The sequence below is a fragment of the Treponema sp. OMZ 790 genome, assembly GCF_024181285.1.
Lineage (GTDB): Bacteria > Spirochaetota > Spirochaetia > Treponematales > Treponemataceae > Treponema_B.
This window is the reverse complement of the sequence record NZ_CP051201.1, coordinates 1291723-1313980: the sequence shown is the minus strand read 5'-3', so window position 1 is coordinate 1313980 and position 22258 is coordinate 1291723. Positions and strand designations below refer to the sequence as shown.

Annotated in this window: 19 protein-coding genes; all 19 read left to right on the top strand. The window is 30.5% G+C overall.

Annotated features, from left to right (window positions below):
* The 19 genes from E4O01_RS06380 (at nucleotide 1) to E4O01_RS06290 (ending at nucleotide 22255) form a co-directional block, all read left to right on the top strand.
* Nucleotides 1-1089, top strand: coding sequence for a sulfotransferase family protein (locus E4O01_RS06380; protein ID WP_253694943.1), 1089 nt, complete (start codon nucleotides 1-3; stop codon nucleotides 1087-1089).
* Nucleotides 1090-1756: 667 nt separating this feature from the next.
* On the top strand, nucleotides 1757-3004 hold the full coding sequence (locus tag E4O01_RS06375; protein ID WP_253694942.1) for a nucleotide sugar dehydrogenase: 1248 nt from the start codon (nucleotides 1757-1759) through the stop codon (nucleotides 3002-3004).
* An 8-nt stretch (nucleotides 3005-3012) separates the two neighbouring features.
* Complete coding sequence (locus E4O01_RS06370) at nucleotides 3013-4041, top strand: glycosyltransferase (RefSeq protein ID WP_253694941.1); 1029 nt, start codon at nucleotides 3013-3015, stop codon at nucleotides 4039-4041.
* Nucleotides 4038-4421, top strand: coding sequence for a WxcM-like domain-containing protein (locus E4O01_RS06365; protein WP_253694940.1), 384 nt, complete (start codon nucleotides 4038-4040; stop codon nucleotides 4419-4421). The genes E4O01_RS06370 and E4O01_RS06365 overlap by 4 nt, the downstream gene beginning before the upstream one ends.
* Complete coding sequence (locus E4O01_RS06360; protein WP_253694939.1) at nucleotides 4421-4834, top strand: sugar 3,4-ketoisomerase; 414 nt, start codon at nucleotides 4421-4423, stop codon at nucleotides 4832-4834. The genes E4O01_RS06365 and E4O01_RS06360 overlap by 1 nt, the downstream gene beginning before the upstream one ends.
* Nucleotides 4827-5813, top strand: coding sequence for a GNAT family N-acetyltransferase (locus E4O01_RS06355; RefSeq protein WP_253694938.1), 987 nt, complete (start codon nucleotides 4827-4829; stop codon nucleotides 5811-5813). The genes E4O01_RS06360 and E4O01_RS06355 overlap by 8 nt, the downstream gene beginning before the upstream one ends.
* Before the next feature lie 15 nt (nucleotides 5814-5828).
* A complete protein-coding gene (locus E4O01_RS06350) occupies nucleotides 5829-6935 on the top strand; it encodes a DegT/DnrJ/EryC1/StrS family aminotransferase (RefSeq protein ID WP_253694937.1) in 1107 nt (368 codons plus the stop codon).
* Nucleotides 6936-6938: 3 nt separating this feature from the next.
* Nucleotides 6939-8342: a glycosyltransferase gene (locus tag E4O01_RS06345; protein ID WP_253694936.1), complete on the top strand. Its 1404-nt coding sequence runs from the start codon at nucleotides 6939-6941 to the stop codon at nucleotides 8340-8342.
* Nucleotides 8339-9676, top strand: coding sequence for a hypothetical protein (locus E4O01_RS06340; protein ID WP_253694935.1), 1338 nt, complete (start codon nucleotides 8339-8341; stop codon nucleotides 9674-9676). The genes E4O01_RS06345 and E4O01_RS06340 overlap by 4 nt, the downstream gene beginning before the upstream one ends.
* Nucleotides 9673-10674 (top strand): glycosyltransferase family 2 protein, encoded by a 1002-nt coding sequence (locus E4O01_RS06335; RefSeq protein WP_253694934.1) that lies wholly within the window; start codon nucleotides 9673-9675, stop codon nucleotides 10672-10674. Before E4O01_RS06340 ends, E4O01_RS06335 begins: the two co-directional genes overlap by 4 nt.
* Before the next feature lie 14 nt (nucleotides 10675-10688).
* Complete coding sequence (locus E4O01_RS06330; protein ID WP_253719345.1) at nucleotides 10689-11435, top strand: glycosyltransferase family 25 protein; 747 nt, start codon at nucleotides 10689-10691, stop codon at nucleotides 11433-11435.
* A 34-nt stretch (nucleotides 11436-11469) separates the two neighbouring features.
* On the top strand, nucleotides 11470-12486 hold the full coding sequence (locus E4O01_RS06325) for a glycosyltransferase family 2 protein (RefSeq protein WP_253694932.1): 1017 nt from the start codon (nucleotides 11470-11472) through the stop codon (nucleotides 12484-12486).
* Entirely contained in the window at nucleotides 12479-13111 is a 633-nt protein-coding gene (locus tag E4O01_RS06320) for a glycosyltransferase family 25 protein (protein ID WP_253694931.1), read from the top strand. The genes E4O01_RS06325 and E4O01_RS06320 overlap by 8 nt, the downstream gene beginning before the upstream one ends.
* Nucleotides 13112-13137: 26 nt before the next feature.
* Nucleotides 13138-15822 carry a membrane protein insertase YidC gene (yidC, locus tag E4O01_RS06315; protein ID WP_253694930.1) on the top strand — a complete coding sequence of 895 codons (2685 nt, stop codon included), beginning with the start codon at nucleotides 13138-13140 and terminating at the stop codon, nucleotides 15820-15822.
* Nucleotides 15823-16054: 232 nt separating this feature from the next.
* The gene (locus E4O01_RS06310) at nucleotides 16055-16426 is read left to right on the top strand and encodes a hypothetical protein (protein WP_253694929.1); all 372 of its coding nucleotides are present in this window, start codon (nucleotides 16055-16057) and stop codon (nucleotides 16424-16426) included.
* Between the two features lie 12 nt (nucleotides 16427-16438).
* Nucleotides 16439-17656 (top strand): CDP-glycerol glycerophosphotransferase family protein, encoded by a 1218-nt coding sequence (locus tag E4O01_RS06305; protein ID WP_253694928.1) that lies wholly within the window; start codon nucleotides 16439-16441, stop codon nucleotides 17654-17656.
* Entirely contained in the window at nucleotides 17650-20343 is a 2694-nt protein-coding gene (locus tag E4O01_RS06300; RefSeq protein WP_253694927.1) for a YidC/Oxa1 family membrane protein insertase, read from the top strand. Before E4O01_RS06305 ends, E4O01_RS06300 begins: the two co-directional genes overlap by 7 nt.
* Nucleotides 20344-20351: 8 nt before the next feature.
* Entirely contained in the window at nucleotides 20352-21176 is an 825-nt protein-coding gene (locus E4O01_RS06295) for a glycosyltransferase family 32 protein (protein WP_253694926.1), read from the top strand.
* 8 nt (nucleotides 21177-21184) lie between these two features.
* Nucleotides 21185-22255, top strand: coding sequence for a glycosyltransferase (locus E4O01_RS06290; protein ID WP_253694925.1), 1071 nt, complete (start codon nucleotides 21185-21187; stop codon nucleotides 22253-22255).
* Nucleotides 22256-22258: the final 3 nt, after the last annotated feature.

Here is a 22258-nt window from a genome sequence, read left to right as displayed (position 1 = left end):
ATGAAAGTACCGACCATTATCGGAACAAGCAGCTTTGCTGCAAGCGGCGGTTCTGCTTTAACAAATATTTTAGAAGAATTTTCTTCGATAATTACGTTAAAAGGCGGTGCCGAATTCGAATGTAAATTTTTTACGGAAAATATTCTTAATTTGGAACTTGCCTTAAAAAACAACTATGGCGTGGATAATGCAGTTAAAGCCTTTTTATTTAATGCAAAAAATGTAGCTCAAGAACCTTATTACCGTATGAATTTCGGTACGCAATTTTATGAGTATGCCCAAGAATATATTGCTTCCATATCCGACTGGTATATGGGCGCTATACATAAAGACTACGATTATTCGTTCTTAAATCAAAACGAAAGCAAAATGTTTACATATGCTAAAAAGTTATATGAATATAAATACGGTAACCGCAGCTATGAAGCCTATGAACCTTATCATTGGGAACCGTCTTTTATTCCTTTCGGTAAAGTTTATTATGCCGATTTTAAAAACGATTTTTATCAAAAAACTCAAAGCTACATCGAAAAAGTATTTTCACCTTTATATGCGAAAAATACGGGAACTGCCAAATATATATTATCGGATGCAATTTACAGCGCAACTTCCACTACACCGAATGAAATTATGTATTATAAAAATTCAAAGGCTCTCATTGCCAATCGTGATCCCAGAGATCTTTATGTTATAAACAAGGAAATATACGGCGAATGGTATATGCCGACATGGGATACGGATAACTGGATAAAATATTATCGATACAGGCGGCAATGTATTAAACCCCAAAAAGAAAATAATCAAAATAATATACTCCATATTCAATTTGAAAATTTAATATATGATTATGAAGACAGTCTATCAAAAATAAAAAAGTTTTTAGATTTATCTGACGAAGATCATGTTAAAAAAGGGCAAATTTTTATTCCTGAAAAATCGATGCAAAACACACAGATGTTTCGAAAATATCCTAAGTATTTTGATGATATAAAAAAGATAGAAAAAGAACTTCCTGAATTTTGTTATGATTACTCTGAAAGTCAGATAAGATATTTTGCAGAAGAGAAGAGAAGAGAACGTATCGCTTGAAGATATACGAAAAACGGTTTGTATCTTTCAAAAGACAGGAAAACTGCCTTTTTCCAATATAAAAGGAGCTTTTATTTTTTCGAAATTGTATCCTGTGCTGTTATCAATGAAAAAACGAAAATCATCATTTTCAATAATCAAAGGTATAATAAAAATTATATTATTAAGTTTTATTTTACCATTAGAGTTAGTCTACTCATTAATAATGCTAAAAAATTATCAAAATAGAACTCAAGATGCTGTTATTGAGTTTAAATGAAATACAGTAAATTGGTATCATATGAATAAAATAACCGTATTAATGCCAGCCTACAATCGAAGTCAATACATTATACCGATTCCTTGATGCTCATAAAGATTTTACAATTTACAGCTCTAACTGTATGATGTTGTATAATGATGGCTCACATACCCCTATATCAAAACTCAAGTACAAGAAAGTGTTTTTTGTTTTAATGATTTATTGCAAGACAAGGTTATTGTAACGCAAACGGCCTGTATAACCAATATAAATCAATTATTTGCCTTATTATCCGAGACCGAAAAATATAAATATAAAGTAAACAAAAAGAATGTAGAATATAAATTTACTGTGAAAAAACTTATTAAATATCTGCTTCCCTATGGTTTGGTTAGATTTTTACAGTCGCGGAGATAAAAATAAAAAATGAAAAAATATAAAATTGCCGTAGCAGGTACGGGCTATGTCGGGTTAAGTATTGCTGTTCTCCTTTCACAACATAATGAAGTTTATGCCGTAGATATAGTACCTGATAGGGTTAATCTTATAAATAATAAAAAATCTCCTATTCAGGATAAAGAGATTGAATACTATCTTTTAAATAAATCTCTTAATTTTAAAGCTACACTTGATGCAGCCTATGCATATTCCGATGCGGATTTTGTTGTAATCGCAACGCCTACTAATTATGATCCGCGAAGAATTTTTTTTGATACAAGTGCCGTTGAAGCGGTAATAAAACTCGTTATGACTTATAATCCTAATGCCGTTATGGTGATAAAATCCACTATTCCGGTGGGGTTTACAAAAGCAATACGGGAAAAAACCGGAAGTAAAAATATAATATTCAGTCCGGAATTTTTAAGGGAAAGTAATGCTCTTTTTGATAATCTTTATCCAAGCAGAATCATTGTAGGAACTGATTTAAAAGACAAGAGACTTACGGAAGCTGCTGAGGATTTTGCAAGATTGTTGCAGCAAGGTGCCATAAAAGAAAATATTGATACTCTATTTATGGATTTTACTGAAGCTGAGGCTGTAAAACTTTTTGCAAATACCTATCTGGCTCTAAGGGTAAGTTTTTTTAATGAGTTGGATACCTATGCCGAACTAAAGGGCTTGAATACTCAGTCCATAATAGAAGGTGTTTGTCTTGATCCGCGAATAGGCTCTTTTTATAACAATCCATCGTTTGGATATGGAGGATACTGCCTGCCGAAAGATACAAAACAACTTTTAGCTAATTATCAGGATGTTCCTCAAAATCTTATTCAGGCAATAGTAGAATCAAATAGAACACGCAAAGATTTTGTTGCCGATAGGGTTTTGCAAAAAGCCGGCTATTATGATTACTCCGATTCCATGTCGTTTAATGCAAATAATGAGAAAAAAATAGTTATTGGTGTGTATCGTCTTATTATGAAATCAAATAGCGATAATTTCCGTCAAAGTTCCATTCAAGGAATTATGAAAAGGATAAAAGCCAAGGGCGCTGATGTTATTATTTATGAACCTACTTTAAATGACGGAGAAACTTTTTTTGGAAGTCTTGTTGTAAATGATCTTGCAAAATTTAAAAAAATGAGTAGTGTCATAATTGCTAATAGGTATGATTCATGTCTTGATGATGTTAAGGATAAGATTTATACGAGAGACTTATTTAAAAGGGATTAGATTTTGATATGAATGCTGAAATTACGGTCGTAATTCCTACATATAATAAAGCCGATTATATTTCTCAAACTATTGAAAGTGTTTTAAGGCAAACTTATCAAAATTTTGAGATTGTTATAATTGATGATTGTTCCGGTGATAACACTGAAGATGTTGTGCAAAAATATCAGTCAGACAAAGTTCGTTATTTTAAGCATGAGAAAAATTGGGGACCAGGGGCAACTTTCAATGATGGCATTCAAATATCAAGGACTGAATATGTTACTTTAATTGCTAGTGATGATATTTTATTGCCTAATCATCTTGAATCAGTTATGTATGAATTTAAAAATAATGCATCATTAGAAGTTATTTTTGCAAGATCTGAAGTTATTGATGAAAATGGAGATAAACAAAATAAATCTGGTAATTTTTTTTGTATAGAAAAGTTTAAGTTGCTCAATCTTTTATTTTATGAAGGCAATTTAATATCTTCTCCTGGAATATCACTTAAAAAATCAATGTTCAATACTATTAAACCTTTCAACCCTAGTCTTATTTATACTCATGATTATGATTTGAATATTAGGTGTTTATTGTATGCAAATGTATTTTTTATGAATGTGCCGACTATTTTATATAGGAAATTTAATAATGGAGTACCTCAGCTAAGCGGAAATTCTGAGTGGGTATCACATTGTTATATGAATGAACTTAATTTTATTTTTGCTAATTATTTAAATTTACCATATGAAATTGCAGTAAAAATTTTCCCAGATTTTTCTATTTATAGTGAAAAAGAATTTCAATTTTACTTTATGATTGATTGTTGTAAAAATTCAAGAAAAGATATCAGTTCATGGGCTTTTATGAGTTTGGTAAAATATTTTAATAATAATCCTGATTTTTTTAAGGAAAATATTTATGGTTTTGAATATAAAGATTATATTAATCTTTATAAGTTACATGCATGGAAACTAAGAGATAGACATAAGCATAAAAGAAAGCTTTTTCTTTTTTTTAAAACTATAGTTAAGAAAATATTGTTTTTACGATGAAAGATTTACAAAATAAAACTATTGAACTTATTCAACTACCTAAAATTAGAGATGAAAGAGGCTGTCTTTCTTTTTTTGAAAGTGAAAATCATATTCCATTTGAAATTAAGGGTGTAAACCTTCTAAATATATACGACACTGATGAACAATATGAATTTACGGATAATAAAAATACGAATTTCTTTTTTGTTGCACTTTCAGGAAGTTTTTTATTCGGTAATGGCAGCAGTGATGATTTTATAGACGGCGTATTTTTGGAAAATGCAAATAAGGGAATGTACATCGCTAAAAATACCGATTTCACCTTATTGCGATTTGCGGAAAATACAGCGGTATTGATTATATCTTCAACTGAAGAATTTAATGTGAGGAAGATTTAATGCCGTATTCCATTGAAGATTGCAAAATTTTAAACTTAACTAAAGGAACTGTACCTAATCTTACTCGTCTTGATAATAGAACTCTCTTACCATTTGATGTTAAACGTATATACTATCTTTATGGAATTCCTGAAAATCAGGATAGGGGAGCTCATGCTCATAAAGAATTATTTCAACTTCTTCTTGCTGCTTCGGGATCTTTTAAGGTTGAACTTGGTGACGGCTCAAATAAAAAAGAATTATTTTTAAATAAGCCGTCGCAAGGCTTGCTTATTGTTCCGGGTATTTGGAGAAATCTTATGGAATTTTCATTCGGTTCTGTTGCCCTTGTTCTTGCTTCGGAATATTATACCGAAGATGATTACATTCGAAGTTATGATGATTTTTTAAAATATAGGCAGGAAAATGTTTAGAATTGAAAAGTATAACGATAATTATGAAAACCTTTGGGATGATTTTGTATTAAATAAATCTTTAAACGGCACTTTTTTACAAAGCCGAAAATTTTTAAATTATCATCCTAAAGACAGATTTGAAGATTGCTCTCTTTTAATTTTTAATCAAAAGAATAACTTGGCTGCCGTAATTCCTGCCTGTAAAGATCCTAAAGATTCATCTTGCTTTTTTTCACATAAAGGTTCAACGTATGGCGGCATAATTATAGACAAAAAACACTATTGCGGCGCTGCTTTATTGGAAATAATCGAAACTTTCGAACAGTATTTAAAGGAAAATAATTTTACTTCGGTTTATTTAAAAATAACACCGGATATTTTATCTATTGAAAGTCCCGCACTTTTGGAATATCTTTTATATTATAAAAAATATCAGCAATATTCTGAACTAAATACATATATTGATTTAGAAAAGTATGATGAAGATGTACTTTCTAATTTTTCTCAAGGGAAAAGAACAAATATAAATAATTGTTTGAAAAAAGATCTAAAATATAAAAAAATAGAATCAGATAATGAGATAAGAATATTACATAATCTTATAACTTTAAATTTACAAAAGTATGGAGTTGCTCCGGTTCATTCGTTAAATGAGTTTATTACATTAAAAGAAAAATACATTATTGATAATATTTCTTTTTTCAAATGTATGTTAAATAATGATATAATTGCAGGGTCTGTAGTTTTTTATTTTCCAAAAAAAAGAACTATGCATACTCAGTACTTATGTTCGAAAGAAGAGTTTGCAAAATTAAGCCCTATGAGTTTTATGTATTATTCTATGATACTTGAAGCAAAAAAGATAAATTATAAGAAAATTTCATGGGGAATTTCAACTGAAAATTTTGGTCATTATCTTAATCAAGGTTTATTAAAAAATAAAGAATCTTATGGCAGTACATATTCTTTGAATAAAACTTTTTATAAAAAGTTATAGATATAGAGGCTTTTTATGCAAATCCCTTTTTTATCGTTAAAAAAAATCACTGAAAGCTTTGAACCGATTCTCTCTCAAAAAATAAATGAAGTTGTCAAAAAGGGTTGGTATATTCATGGTGAAGAATGTATATCCTTTGAAAAAAGCTTTGCGGCTTATTGCGGTGTTAAGCATTGCATTGGTGTAGGAAACGGGCTTGAAGCCTTAAAATTAATTCTCCGTGCTTATAAACAGCTTGGTGTATTTAATGAAGGTGATGAAATTATTGTTCCTGCAAACACTTTTATAGCTACTATTCTTGCTGTGAGTGCAGAAAATTTGATGCCTGTCTTTGTTGAGCCGAATATCGATGATTATTTAATTGATGTAAAAAAAATAGAAGATAAGATAAGTTCTAAAACGAAGGCAATTATGCCTGTACATTTATACGGCCGCTTGTGCAATATGAAAGTTATTTCTAAAATTGCTGTAAGACATAATCTTAAAATAATTGAAGATGCAGCTCAAGCCCATGGTGCGCAAATAAGCGGCAAAAGAAGCGGCAGCTTTGGTGATGCAGCAGGCTTTAGTTTTTATCCGGGTAAAAATCTGGGTTGTTTAGGAGACGGCGGCTGTGTAACTACAAATGATGATGAATTGGCGGTTATTATACGTAAACTTGCAAACTATGGTTCTTCAATTAAATATGTACATGAGTTAAAAGGTGAAAATTCCCGCCTTGATGAAATACAGGCTGCAGTGCTTTCAGTAAAACTAAAAAGGTTGGATGCAGATAACTCCGGAAGAAGGCAAATTGCCGAAATGTATAATAACGGTATTAAAAATAAAGAAGTAATTTTACCCCTTATTCATAAAAAAGAAGAACATGTCTGGCACATTTATTCTGTTCGAATTCAAAACAGAAAACCTTTTATTGAGTATTTAAAAGGTTACGGAATTGAAACAGCCATTCATTATCCTACCCCTCCTCATAAGCAAATCGCATATAAAGAATACTCGCATCTTAATCTGCCTATCACAGAAAAAATACATGCGGAAGTGGTTAGCCTTCCTATGAGTCCTGTGTTGACAGATGAGCAGGTAAAGTATGTTATTGAAAAAATAAATGATTGGCATGAGTAAATTATGCAAGATAAAGAAAAACTAAAACTTCTTTTTATCACTTATACTCATTCAAATGGCGGTGGTGCGGAGAAAGTATTAACAACCTTATTAAACAACCTTGATTCTCAAAAATACGACATTTCTATTTTTGAGATTGTAAACTATAATGTAAAGAAGGAACCATTGAATTCTAATGTTGAATTTTTAGGTCATCTATATAGTATTTACACCCCGTTATATATTAGACAGATTTGGGACTATGTATTAGAGTTGCATCCCGAAATAATAAAAACTATAAAAAATTTGGATGCAGATATTGTTATATCATGGAATTATCAGAAACCTTCCTTTATGTTACCTGCATTTAAAGATAAAAAAGTGATCGCATGGTTCCATGGTGCGATTGATGATCTTGATTATACGCATACTTCAGCAAGCGATAAATACTACAGGGACTTGCAGCGCAATGCATGGGACTGCGCCGATAAAATTATTACTATTTCAAATAAATCTCTTAAATCTTTAGAAAAAGTTTTTCCTGAATATTTGCATAAATCCAGAATAATTCATAATCCTATAGATATTGAAGACATACGGCAAAAAGCAGAAAGCAGTTTTGAATTTAATATTGAAAAATATGGCTATCCTTTTTTAACCTGTATTGGACGGTTGGATAAAAATAAAAATGTTTCTCTTGTAATTCAAAGTCTTTCAAAATTGAATAGGGTGGGGATACAGTGCGGTTTGCTTGTTATAGGCATAGGGGAAGAGGAGGTAAATTTAAAAGCCGAGGCGGAAAAACTTGAAATTTACGATAAGGTGTTCTTCTTAGGTTATCAACAAAATCCTATGCCCTATTTAAAACAATCAAAGATACTGTGTATGTCTTCTTTTGCAGAGGGCTTCCCTACTGTAGTTTGCGAGGCTATGGCGTTGGGTAAACCCTTTGTAACTACGCCTGTTGCAGGAGCTTCAGAAGAATTAGCTTATGGGGAAAAATGCGGTTTGCTTGCCAGTTGGGATGTTGATGATTATACCGATAAATTAAAAAAATTATTAACCGATACGGTTCTTTATACTCAAATGTCGGAAAACTGCTTGGAAAGAATAAAAGATTTTTCTGTTGAAAATACTGTTTTGAAATTTGAAAATCTGCTTGCCTCTTTACCGGAAAAACAAACGGCGGAAGAGGTTCTGCTTACAAAACAAGAAGCTTTTAAAAAAATAAAAGCTGTGTATGTTTGGTATCCCGATGAAATACTAAAAAGAATAAAGTTTTCTATTACTAGATTTAAAACCCGTAAAACTTTTTATCATTTTATGCTCTTTGGTTATCACATTTTGAATTTATCCCGCTACACACTTTGCACCCCGTTTAGAATGTGTACAGCAAAAAAAGTCTTATTACGGAAGGAAACTGTATGAATACGGTCTTACCATTCAGCATTTTAACATCAACAGGTTTCGGCGGAACGGGAAGTTCTGCCGGAACAAATATTTTGGAAGAGTTTTCTTCGGTAACAAGTTTCGGCAATGATTTTGAATGTACTTTCCTGCATGAAGCTGACGGACTTTTTGATTTGGAAAAAGCTTTCGTTGAAGGGCACAGGCTGAAAGTAGATTTAGCTGTAAAACGTTTTTTACTTTTAGCTGAAAAGCTGCAACACGATTATTATTATAAAAAACATTTCGGTAACTTTTTTTATTCTTGTACGGAAAGATTCATTGAATCAATTGTTGATTGTAAATGGAACGGCTGGTGGCACCGCTCGCTGGAAACAAAAAAAATATCCGCCAAAGAGCATTGGCGTTGTTTTTTTGCTAAGCTGTTTTTTGAAAAATTATATGAAAAAAAACACTTAAACAGTTATGAACCCGATGGTTGGCAGCCTTGTTATCATACATTAGCACCTTGCTGCTATGCATATAAAAAAGATGATTTTTATGAAAATGCAAAACAATATATTGCAAATGTGTTTTCAAACCTTTCTGTTTCAACAAAATATGCAGTTTTTGACCAGCTGTTACCGGCATACAGTATAGATAACTATAGAAAGTATTTTAACTCCATAAAAACACTTGTGATTGATAAAGACCCCCGCGATTTATACGCGGTAAATAAAAGCGAGTGGGGGGTAGGATATATTCCTTCAGATATTAATACATTTATAACATGGTATCGTTCAACCCGTTTTGAAAGACACAAAATAAACACCGAATGGAAAGATACGGCATTATTTCTTCCTTTTGAATCTCTTATATATGACTACGAAGCTTCATTAGAAAAAATAAAAGCATTTACGGGATTGACAACTGAAGAGCATAGGCAAAAAAAACAGTATTTTGATCCTGTAAAATCTATTGTAAATACTCAAGTATATAAAAGATACCCGGCGCTTAAAGAAGATATAAAAAAAATAGAAAATGAGTTGAAAGAGTTTTGTTTTCCTTTTGAAAAATATCCGGGGTATACAGTACCGGTATTTCCTGATACGCATATTTTTATACGCAGTATTCAAGAAAATGCGGAATATGTGCAGCGGCAAGGGAAATTACCGCCCGCATATAGGGGAAAAACATTGTCAGTTCTTGCAAGAGGAACTCATTTTGTATCAACAATAAAAAGTTTTAAAGTGCGCAAAACCAAAAAATTAAAATTGAAAGGCATTGTCAAAGCGTGCATATATTTACTGCTTTTTCCCTTTGAGTTTGTATTTTTTACCGTTTGTTTTATGTACTGCCGAAGGAGTAATGCATGAAATTTTCGATTATAATGCCCGTATACAATACTGAAAAATATGTTGAAACTTCAATTTTATCTGTGTTAAACCAGACATATTCCGATTATGAGTTAGTTTGTGTTAATGACGGTTCGACAGACAACTCTGAAGAAATACTTAACAAGTTCGCTGATAACGAAAAAGTAAAAATTATTAAACATGAACATAATCAGGGACTCTTAGCAGCAAGGATTTCAGGCGTAAAAAATGCTGCCGGTCAGTATATTTTATTTTTGGACAGTGATGATTGGCTTGAACCTAAAGCATTACATACTTTGTACCGTGCAGCAAAAAAAGATAATTATGATTATATCGAATTTAATTATTGTGAAGTGAGAAACGGTATAAAAAAACGGAATGTATTTTCCAAAGCAGACAATATAAAGGATATTGAAAATGTTCTTCTTTCAAATGCCAATCATACAGTTTGGAATAAATGTTTTAATGCAGTGTTTATCAAGCCTATTTATTCACAGATGGTGGATTTTTATGCAGTCTGGAGTGAAGACTACTATCAAATGGCAATTATAGAATATTACGCAAAAAAAAGAAAAAGGATTCATACTCCATTATATAATTACCGTCAGGATTCCGGCATAACAAATTTTGTCAATTTTAGTAATCCTGAAAAATTTAAACTTATAGATATGAGTTTGAATAATGTATATAAAAATCTTTGTGATTTTTTTATATCTGAAGAGTGTAAAGGCTATATTTGTTATATTAAAGATTTTAATGATAGCCTATATACTACAGCATTAAAAAATACAACATCACAAGAAGTTATCAATATAATAAAGACTCGATTTGGTGAAACCGGCTTTATGTTATTATTGTTAAAGGAAATAAATAATCTTGATACGCAAATAAAAGAAATAAAAAGAATATATAGACCTCTCGTACCTTTTTCAAAATTAATTAGGCCTATTATGAATATTTTACGACGATGTCGAGAGTATATTGCAGAAAGAAGGTAAGTTATTTAATTTAAATGAGAGTTTTTATAGTCAATCTAAAAGAATCTACAGATCGCCGTCAACATATGATTGAAGAGATGAAAAAAACAAATCTTCAATATGAGTTTTTTGATGCAGTAAACGGTAAGGATATAAAAAATATAGAAGAGGTTTATGATAAAGAGAGCGCAATCAAAGAATATGGCCGAGAATTAAAATTAGGCGAAATCGGTTGTGCAATGAGTCATCTTTTAATTTTTAAAAAAATGATAGAAGAAGATATAGAACAGGCTTTGATTTTTGAAGATGATATTATTATTTCAAATGATTTTAATAAAGTTTTTTCTGAAATATTAAAACTTGATAACAATGGAATTATTCTTCTTGGACAGTCAGACAAAAAACTAAAAACTAAAATATATTTTCAGAACATTGCTCAACATTATAAACTAAAAAAAATATTTAATTCCGGTTATGGTACATATGGATATATAATTTGTAAAAAAACGGCTGAGAAAATATATACTCAAAGTTTCCCTATTATACGACCTATTGATCAATGGGGTAAATGGTGGAAGATTATAAATATATCGGTTGTTATTCCAAATATTATAAATTGTCAAGATGAGATCGCATCAATAATTGATAAAACTGAAAACCGTGCAAGAAACTTTCGTAATGAATCATACTGTCTTCTATATGTTTTTTTTAGAAAAACGTATAGTTTATTTAAAATAATATTTTGGTGCTTTAGAGATTTTTTTTATATATTTTTACCTTAATTTTGAAAATTGAAGTTAATATAAAAACATAAAAATGAAATTCAGTATAATAATTCCGATATATAATCGCAGCCTTTTTATAGATGAAACATTATCCGGTATTTTGAATCAGACTTATGCTGATATTGAGATAATTTGTGTTGATGATTGCTCTACGGATGAAAGTTTACAAAAGATAGAATCATATGCAGTAAAAGACAATAGAATAAAGGTAATCTCTCATTCAAAAAATCTTGGGCCTCATTGTGCAAGACAAACAGGTGTAAGTAATGCTTCGGGCGATTATATTCTTTTTTTGGACTGTGATGATGTTCTTGAAGTTTTTGCATGTTCATTTTTGCATAGTATACTCTCAGAAACGGATTATGATGTTTTGGAATTTGCTTATAAGCATAAGAAGACAAAAACCGTATCTTTACCTGTTCCTTTTATTACGATAAATAATTTTTTTGATAGTTTGGTATATTTTAAAAATCCTAGGGCGGGTACTGTTTGGAATAAGGTGTATAAAAAGGAATTATTGCAAAAAGCTTTTTCAAAAATGCAAAGCTTTTACTCGGTAATGGGCGAAGATCTATATGAATCGGTTATAATCGCTTATTATGCAAAAAGTTATACTTTTATAAATGCGCCCTTAGTTTTGTACAACGATGAAAGCGGAATTTCAAATAAAAAAAATGATTTATCTTCAGTAAAAAAAAGTTTAGACTCTATAAAAGCTAATCTTGATGCTTTTAGCTTTTTTTTTAATACTCATGCCGGAGAGAATACCGATGCGGTTTTGTATATTGAAAGACAATATTTAAAGTATATTTTTTATATACAGATTTTAATGAATACTCAAAAAAAAGATTGGCGTGTTTCTTTAAATTTATTATCCGGCTGTTTTAGTGAAGATACACTTTTACCTTATGAAAAAAAGATAAACAAAACCCAATTAAGTTTATATCTTGAACTTATTAAATATAAAATAAATATATTTCTTAGGCAGCTTATGCCATACAGACTAAAAAAAATTATAAAGGATCTTTATGCGAACTTTTGTGCTTAATTTAGAACATAATATTGAAAGAAAAAAATATATGCAGGAACTCCTTAAGGATCTACCAATTGATTATGAATTCTTTCCTGCTGTTTACGGTCGTAATATAAAAAATATAGATGAAATTTATAATTCGCAATTATCACAAAAAATAACTAAAAGACAGTTGAGCTTAGGTGAGATAGGTTGTGCTTTAAGTCATAAAGCTATTTATAAAAAAATGATTGATGAGGATATCAGTCAAGCATTGATATTGGAAGATGATATTGCCATTTTACCTAATTTTTTTGAAGTTTATACGGCTATTTCTCAAATTAATGTTGGGAATAAAGTAGTTTTATTGGGAACTACAGCTAAAAAACCTATGAAAAAGTTGTGGAAAAAAAAATTATTTAATAATTATTCAATGTATCTTGTCTTAAACAGTTATGGCGGAACATATGGATATGTTATTGGATTAGATGCTGCAAAAAAAATATACTATAGTAATGAAAAAGTGTTTACTGTAGCCGATAACTGGAAATATTATCGCAGATTTTCTCAAATATGGCTTATATCTCCCTCAATTGTAGGAGTTAACGAAGTTTTTACTTCTGAAATTGGTGATGATTTACGTCATTCAAAGTCAACCTAAAAAATATTAACTATGTGAGTTGTAAAATGATGATTTTTTTATATACGCTTTTTATATATCCGCTTGAATCGATTATCGAATTGATTTTTTTGGTTGCATTTAAAATTTTTAATGAGAATGTAGGCGGCGCAATAATTATAGTAAGCTTATTTGTAAATATTGTTACCTTACCCATTTATGCTGCTGCAGAAGAATGGCAAAATAAGGAGAGATTATTACAAAAAAAGTTAAAAAATAAAATCAAAGATATAAAGGCGGTATTTAAGGGGGATGAAAGATATATGATTCTTTCTGCGTATTATCGCCAAAATAACTATCATCCCCTATATTCTTTGCGAGGTATGCTTGGGTTGCTTGTTCAAATTCCTTTTTTTATTGCAGCATATCATTTTCTATCGGAACTTACATTATTGCAAGGATATAATTTTCTTTTTTTGCCCAATTTAGGAAAGCCTGATGCTTTACTCAATATATTATCATATAAGATAAACTTTTTGCCGATTTTAATGACCTTGGTCAATCTTTTATCTGTTATGATATACACCAAGGACTTTTCGATAAAAGAAAAAATACAGCTATATATTATGGCCTTAATTTTTCTTTTTTTGCTTTATGATTCTCCTTCGGGTTTGGTTTTCTATTGGACTCTTAATAACATATTTTCATTAGGAAAAAATATTTTTGCAAAATTTAAGTATAATAAAAAAATATGGTACTTGTTAGGGCTTATTTTCATTGTAACGGGAGGTGTTTTTTTTATAACTCGAGCTCAAAAACCAATTGTTGTTATTCTTATTATAGGAATAATGATAATGTATATTTTAATTCCGTTTTTTATTAAACTTTTAAAGTACTTTATAAATTCAATAACATTTTTTAAGGATATAAAAGCCGTTAATTCTCTTTTTTATTTTTCTATAGTTTCAATAACTGTTCTTTTAGGTGCCGTAATTCCTTCCTCTTTGGTTGCTTCTTCCGTTCAAGAATTTTCCTATACAATTCAGTATCAAAATCCTTTTTATTTGCTTTGGATTACCTTATTGCAAGGTTGCGGCTTTCTTTTTATTTGGCCCGCAATACTTTATCGCTTGGCAAATGTGAGAGTTAAGCCGTTTTTTTCATTTATCGCTTTTATTTTTTTGGTTTGTTCTGTAATTAATGTTTTTATATTTCAAGGTAATTACGGCTCGCTTACAGGTTTTCTCTCTTTTGCGACTGATGAAGTTCTGATTCATTCATTACAGGAGAATGTGATTAACTTACTTTCTCTTTTTTTGAGCATTGCACTCATAGTAGTTCTTCTTAAGTATAAACTTTCTCAAAAATCTATTTTTGTGTCGAAGATTTTACTTGTTTCTTTTTTGACCCTCTCTTGTATTAATGCAGTAAAGATATATTCGGGCTATAAAAATGTTACAAAACTTATCAAGATAGATAAAAAGAATAAATCTATAGGACATATCGAAAAAGTTTACGGTTTTACTAAAACCGGTAAAAATGTATTAGTTTTTATGCTTGACAGGATGCCCGGTATTTTTATTCCGTCTATTTTTGATGACTTTCCTAAAATTTCAGAGAATTTTACGGGCTTTACCCTGTATCCCAATACAATTTCTTTTGGCGGTCATACTTATATCGGTGCGCCTGCTCTATACGGTGGGTATGAATACACTCCTGCGTCTTTTAGAAAAAATACGGATTCGAATCGTGATATGTATAATGAATCTCTTTGTGTTATGCCCCGTCTTTTTTCGGAATCAGGTTGGAATACGGTTATTACCGATGCCTCGCTTGCCAACCATAGTTGGATACCCGATAATTCCATATTCGAACCTTATGATGGTGTTAAAGCTTTGAATATGGAAGGAAAATATGTAGGGGAGTGGATTCAAAAGCATAAAATCGGTATTCAGCATAAAGTTCTTCCGTTTTCGGAAACATTGAGGAACACTATCAGATTTTCTTTTTTAAAAGTATCTCCTTATCTTGTGCGTAAACGGCTTTATAATAAGGGCCGATATTTACAGAGTAAACCATCTGCATACGGTTTATTTGATTTTGTTGCAAAAATTGCCCCTCTTGAATTTATTAAGCGTGATATAAGTACGGGATATGATAAGGATTGTTTTAACTTAATTGTTAATAATGTTTCTCATACGCCAATATCTGCTTCACAGGCTCGTCTATTTTGTTCGGATGACTTTATAAAAAAATGTGAAGAGAGGTCCGCAAATGAGGTTACTTTAAATCATTATATATCGGATGCTTATCTTTTTTTGATTCTTGGTGATATGATGAAAATCTTAAAAGAAAATGGTGTATATGATAATACAAGAATTATTTTTGTTGCCGATCATGGATATGGAAATTTAATTTTAAATAATTCTATATTTGATACTGATTTTAAGGATAAAACACTTCAGCAGACTTATTATATGCCTATTTTAATGATGAAGGACTTTAATGCTTCCGGTGAACTGAATCTTAATATGGATTTTATGACCAATGCTGATGTTCCGATAATGGCAACAAGCGGTTTTGAGAATATTACTTTGCTTACAAAAAATCCTTTTACAGGAAAGACATTTAAGGAAACCAAAGAAAAAACAGAAATTGTGATTGGTAATTTCTTAGAAGATGATATTTTAAATATTTATCTTAAAGAAAAAAATATTTTTGTTGAGTCCAATTGGATGAAGATAAAAAAATAAATTCTATTAAATTGTGATGGTTGGATAATATGCTGGATTTTTTGTATACAATTTTTATCTATCCTGTATACATGTTCGTAATGAATATACTTCTGAACATTTTTATGCAAATTATTTAGCCCATGAAGAATGTGCAAAGTTTTTTAGTTTTTTAAAAGAAAATGATTGCTATGATAACAGTCGTATAATAATTGCCGGTGATCATGGGAAACATTCAATACAAACAATATTTATGGACTTTTTAAAAGATTTTGATAAATCGGATTTTGAATCTATATCATATTTTATCCCTTTACTAATGATAAAAGACTTTAACATGAAAGGAGAACTTAGAGTAAATAATAGTTTTATGACCTTAGCGGATATTCCTTTTTTGACAGTTAAAGGTTTAGATGAAAAATTACAAAAAAATCCTTTTACAGGAATATTTTTTAAAGATAGTCAATGTAAAAGTCCTGCAAAGATTATGACAGGCGGTGATTGGCAGGCTTATTATCAGCTTGAAATGACGAAATTTAAAGACTCTGAGGGTAAGTGGGCCTTTGTTAAAGATAATGTCTACGATCCTAATAATTGGAGTAAAACAAATTTTAATAAGGAATAGGAGAATTTTATTATGCTTCCATTGTTATATATTGATCCGGGCACGGGTAGTATTCTTTTTTCTATTGTAATAGGACTAATTACAACTCTATATTTTTTGACAAAAACGGCTATAATAAGATTAAAAGTTTTAATCTATAAGGATAAAACAAAATTTAACGAAAGTAAAACTGGTTTTGTTTTTTACTCTGAGGGCAAACAGTATTGGAATGTATTTGCTCCTATATGTAATGAATTTGAAAAGAATAAGGTAAAGGTGATTTTTTACACCTCATCTGAAGATGATCCTGTTTTTTTGCAGAATTACGAATATATAAAACCTGAGTATATAGGAAAAGGGAATAAGGCCTTTGCCCGCCTTAATATGTTAGAGGCTGATATCTGTTTAATGACTACGCCGGGATTGGATGTATATCAATTAAAGAGATCTAAAAAAGTAAAGCATTACAGCCATATTCTTCATGCCCTTGATGATGCTACAAGTTACAGACTCTTCGGTCTCGATTACTTTGATTCGGTTCTTTTATCAGGCGAGTATCAGATGCAGGGAATAAGAGAGCTTGAAGATTTGCGAGGTATAAATAAAAAAGAACTATGTGTAGTAGGCTGTCCTTACTTGGATGTGCTTAATGAAAAATTAAAGAACTTGCCTCAAAAAAATGAGGGTTTTACCGTTTTGATAGCACCTTCATGGGGGACGAACGGTATTCTTTCCAAGTATGGAGAAAAACTTCTTACTCCTCTTGTAGAAACCGGCTGGAATATTATTGTGCGTCCCCATCCTCAAAGTAAGACTACCGAGGCCGGCATGCTAAAAAAATTAGAAGAAAAATACAAAATAAATGATAACCTTTCTTGGGATTATGAACCTGAAAATATTGCCTCTCTTTCAAAAGCCGATATAATGATTTCCGATTTTTCGAGCGTTATATTTGATTATTCCTTTTTATTTGATAAACCATTCTTATACTGTAATAACGAATTTGATCATCGGCCTTATGATTCAGGAGATTTAAAAGAGCTTCCGTGGAAGTTTTCCGTACTAAAAGATATAGGACGGGAGTTAAAATCTACAGACTTCAGCGATATAAAAAAAATTATTCAGGAAACTTGTGAAAGCTCTGCCTTAAAAGAAAACAGATTAAAAGCTAAAGATACTGCATGGCAAAATAGAGGACTCGCAGGAGAAAAGGCGTATGAATTTTTAATGGAGCTTAAAAAAACATGCTGAATTTTTTGTATACAATTTTTATTTATCCAGTATATATGTTTGTAGAGTTTATATTATTTATAGCAAATAATATAACGCAAGATTACATAGGGTTATCAATAATTATTTTAAGTTTAGGAATAAATTTAATAACTTTGCCGATTTATAATGTAGCTGAAAAGTGGCAGGAAAAAGAGCGGTTTATTCAAAAAAGAATGAAACCTAAGGTAAAGGATATCAAGTCTGTGTTTAAAGGTGATGAGCAGTACATGATATTGTCAGCATATTATAGACAAAATAGTTATCATCCCTTGTATGCACTAAGGAGTCTTTTTGCCCTATTTATACAGATCCCCTTTTTTATAGCAGCATATCAACTTTTATCGGAGCTGCCTGCATTAAAAGAATCTTCTTTTTTATTTTTAAATGATTTAGGTTCTCCTGATAAATTGGTTAATGTAGGTGCTGTTTCATTGAATCTTTTGCCTATATTAATGACGGTAATAAATCTTGCTGCCTCTGCCGTGTATACAAGAGGATTGGAGTTAAAAGATAAGCTTACCCTGTATGTGACTGCTTTTTTATTTTTGATATTACTATATGATTCACCATCGGGATTGGTTTTGTACTGGACGCTAAATAATCTTTTTTCATTATTTAAAAATATTTTTTATAGGGTAAGATTGAGTGCAAAAACTTGGTTTATTATTGCGGCTGTAGTTGCAGTAGTTTTAACTATAGTAATTGCTTTGAGTGCCGGTAAGAGAAAACCTATATTTATATCTGTTGGTTTTACAGTTCTTCTTTTGATATTTCCCTTTGTAAAAAGATTGTTTTTATATTTTGAAAGTAAACAAAAGATATCTATTTTTGATAATGATAAAAAAAGATTTTATATTTTTTTATCGGCTGTTTCTGCTTTTCTTATTTTTGTTGGACTTGTTATTCCCTCTACAACGATTGCCACTTCTCCTCAAGAATTTGCTAATTTTGATAATTTTACAAATCCCTTAGGGATCCTTTATTATACGGTTATACAAAGTGTAGGAATATTATTTTGGCTTATATGTTTATATAAACTCTTTTCAAGAAAAGTTCAACAGTATTTTTTACATATAGCAATTTTTGCTTTGTTCGGAGCATTAATAAATGCTTTTATTTTTACAGGTAATTATGGGGATATAAATCACTTTCTTGTTTTTGAAGATGTCGATAGGTTATATCATAGTGTCACATACTTTATATTGAATATACTGTCTTTATGTGTAGTAGGCATTATTGTAATCTATTTTATATATTCAAGATTTGTAAAATTTTTAATACCAATATTAACGATAATTATTATAAGCTTTTTAATTGTAGTAAGTTTTTCGTTTATAACTATTCATAAAGAATATAATCGTACTCTAAATTATATAGCGTATGATAATATTGAAAAGAAACCCTATCGAATATCTAAAACCGGAAAAAATATTTTTATCCTTATGCTTGACCGTTCAATGAATTTTTTTATTGATCCAGTTTTTGAAAATAATGACTTTGTAAAAAAAGAATATACTGGATTTACTTTGTTTAAAAATACCATCGCATTCGGTATCAGTACAAATATGAGTACACCTTCATTATTCGGCGGATATGAATATACACCCGATAATCTCAATAAACGCTATTCGGAATTGCTGGTTGATAAGCATAATGAAGCTTTAAGTGTACTCCCTAAGCTTTTTAGTGAAAATGGTTGGAATGTCAGCTTTACTGATCCTCCTTGGCTTAATTATTCTTGGGAGCCGGATTTATCTGTTTTTGATAAATATGATATGATTGCACAAAATATTGACTATCCGGGAAAATATAGTCAGCGGTTATTAAAAAACTTAAAATTTTCGCAGAATAATGCAAGTCTATCCGGTGTACGCCGTGATATGTTATATTTTTCTTTTTTTAGAATTTTTCCTTCGGAAATAAGAAGAGTTTTTTATTCCCGAGGTAATTATGCAAATGCTATGTTACCGCAATATATTAAAATGCCTTTTATCGATTCTTATTCTGCTCTTCAAAATATAGAGGAAGAAGTTGAATTTGTCGAAGATAAAAATTGCATTAATATAATTGTAAACAATATAACACATGAACCTCCTAAACAATCCGATATTAAAATATTAGGACTGGAATTTCTAATTCCTTTAGCCGATAATTATTGTTTAAACGAATATACGGCTGAGCATTTTTATGCAAATTATTTAGCCCATGAAGAGTGTGCAAAGTTTTTTAGGTTTTTAAAAGAAAATGATTGCTATGATAACAGTCGTATAATAATTGTGGGTGATCACGGTAGATATTCTATGAAGACTAGGGATATGAGTTTTTTAAAAGATTTTACCGGTACGGGTTTTAGACCTGAAGAACTGATTCCGCTTATGATGATGAAGGATTTTAACTCTGATGGCAATCTTAGGATAGATAATACTTTTATGACCTTGGCCGATATTCCGTTTTTAACGGTTAAAGACTTGGATGAAAAATTACAAAAAAATCCTTTTACAGGAATGCTTTTTAAGGATAGCCAACTTAAAAGCCCTGCAAAGATTATGATAGGCGGAGGCTGGCAGGCTGATAAGGAGCTTGAGATGACTAAGTTTAAAGTTTCTGAGCATGATTGGGCTTTTGTTAAAGATAATGTATATGAACCTAAAAATTGGAGCCATTAGGAGTTGAAATGAATTATTTACAGGAAAAGCGGATAGATAAAATGATTCCAAAGGTAATTCATTATTGCTGGTTTGGAGGGAACCCCTTACCTGAAACGGCTCTCAAGTGTATTGAATCATGGAAAAAATTCTGTCCAGAATATGAGATTAGAGAATGGAATGAAGATAATTATGATGTAAATAAAATACCGTATACGGCTCAAGCTTATCAAGCAAAAAAGTATGCTTTTGTAAGTGATTATGCTAGATTCGATATTTTATATACTTATGGCGGAATTTATTTTGATACTGATGTTGAAATTATTAAACCCATTGATAAAATTATTGAAACCGGAGCTTTTTTTGGCATGGAAAAAATAGGTGATGTAGCAAGTGGATTGGGTATAGCTGCTCCTCCTAACGAACCTTTATATTTTGAAATATTAGAATCCTATCGAAAATCTTTTTTTATAAAACCAAATGGTAAAATGGATCTTACTACTGTAGTGATACGTGTGACGGATATACTAAGGCAATATGGATTAACTAAAAAGAATAATATTCAAATAGTTAAAAATATTCACATATACACTCCTGATTATTTTAATCCTAAGGATGCCAGAACCGGTAAAATTACGATTACTTCTAATACACATACGATTCATCATTTTGATGCTAGTTGGACACCTCCTTTAAGAAAAAAATATATAAGATACTGTCAATATTTTATTCCTAAAATTGGTAGTATACTGACACATATTATTTTTGCTCCATTGCATATAGTATGTATTATTCAAGAAGTAGGCGTATTTGGATTTTTTAATAGATTTATTAGATATAAAAAAAATAAATAGATGTAACCATGAAAATCTTACACATAATTACCAATACAGAACTCGGCGGAGCTCAAACCGTATGTATTTCGTTGGCAAATATGACGTCTAGTGAAGGAAATACCGTTGCTGTAGCTTCAATGGAAGATGGGTATCTTTGGGATAATTTATCTTCTTCTGTTATCAAGTTTAAAATAAAAAATATGGTAAAACCTATTAGGTTTTTACCTGATTTTAAATGTTATTTTGAGTTAAAGAATGTAATTAATAAATTTTCTCCGGATATCATTCATCTTCATTCCAGTAAGGCTGGTGTTCTTGGTCGTCTTGCAGGGAGAAAATATAGAAAAAATATAGTTTATACTGTTCATGGATTTGACTCTATACGGTTACACCATAGATTTTTTTTACCTTTAGAGCGATTATTGCAAAGATTATGTGGCGCTATAGTTTCGGTGTCTAAGTATGATCAAAGGAATTTATATAATGAAAAAATTAAATTTAAGGTTTTGACAATTCATAACGGTATCAGAATTCCAAAAAAAATACCAAATTTTAACTTTGGTAGTGTAAAATATAAAAAAGTCATTATAACCATTGCTCGTATCGCATATCCAAAAAAGTTTCAAAGCTTTTTATCTGTTGCTTCAGATCCTGCCATGAAGGATTATCTTTTTGTTTGGGCAGGCGGTTCTGCCGAAAAATCGATGGAAGAGATAAAAAAAGAGTTTTCAATCCCTTCCAATGTTTTATTGCTTGGAGATTGTCCTAATGCATCAGGCCTTTTGCCGTACTGTGATCTTTTTGTCTTATTTAGCAACTATGAAGGTCTTCCAATGACTATTATTGAAGCTATGGCTCAAAAAAAAGCTATTGTTGCATCTAATGTTGGCGGAATTCCTGAGCTTGTAGATAATACAAACGGATTATTGATTGAAACTGATGAAGATGCCGTTAAGGCAATAAGTAATATCTTGCAAGATAATGAAAAGAAGTCTAAAATGGAAAGAGCTTCATTTGAGAAGTTTTCGAATTTTTTTACTTTAGATATTATGTGGAAAAATTATCGTAATTTATACAAAGAAATAGCAAAGGGTTAAAAT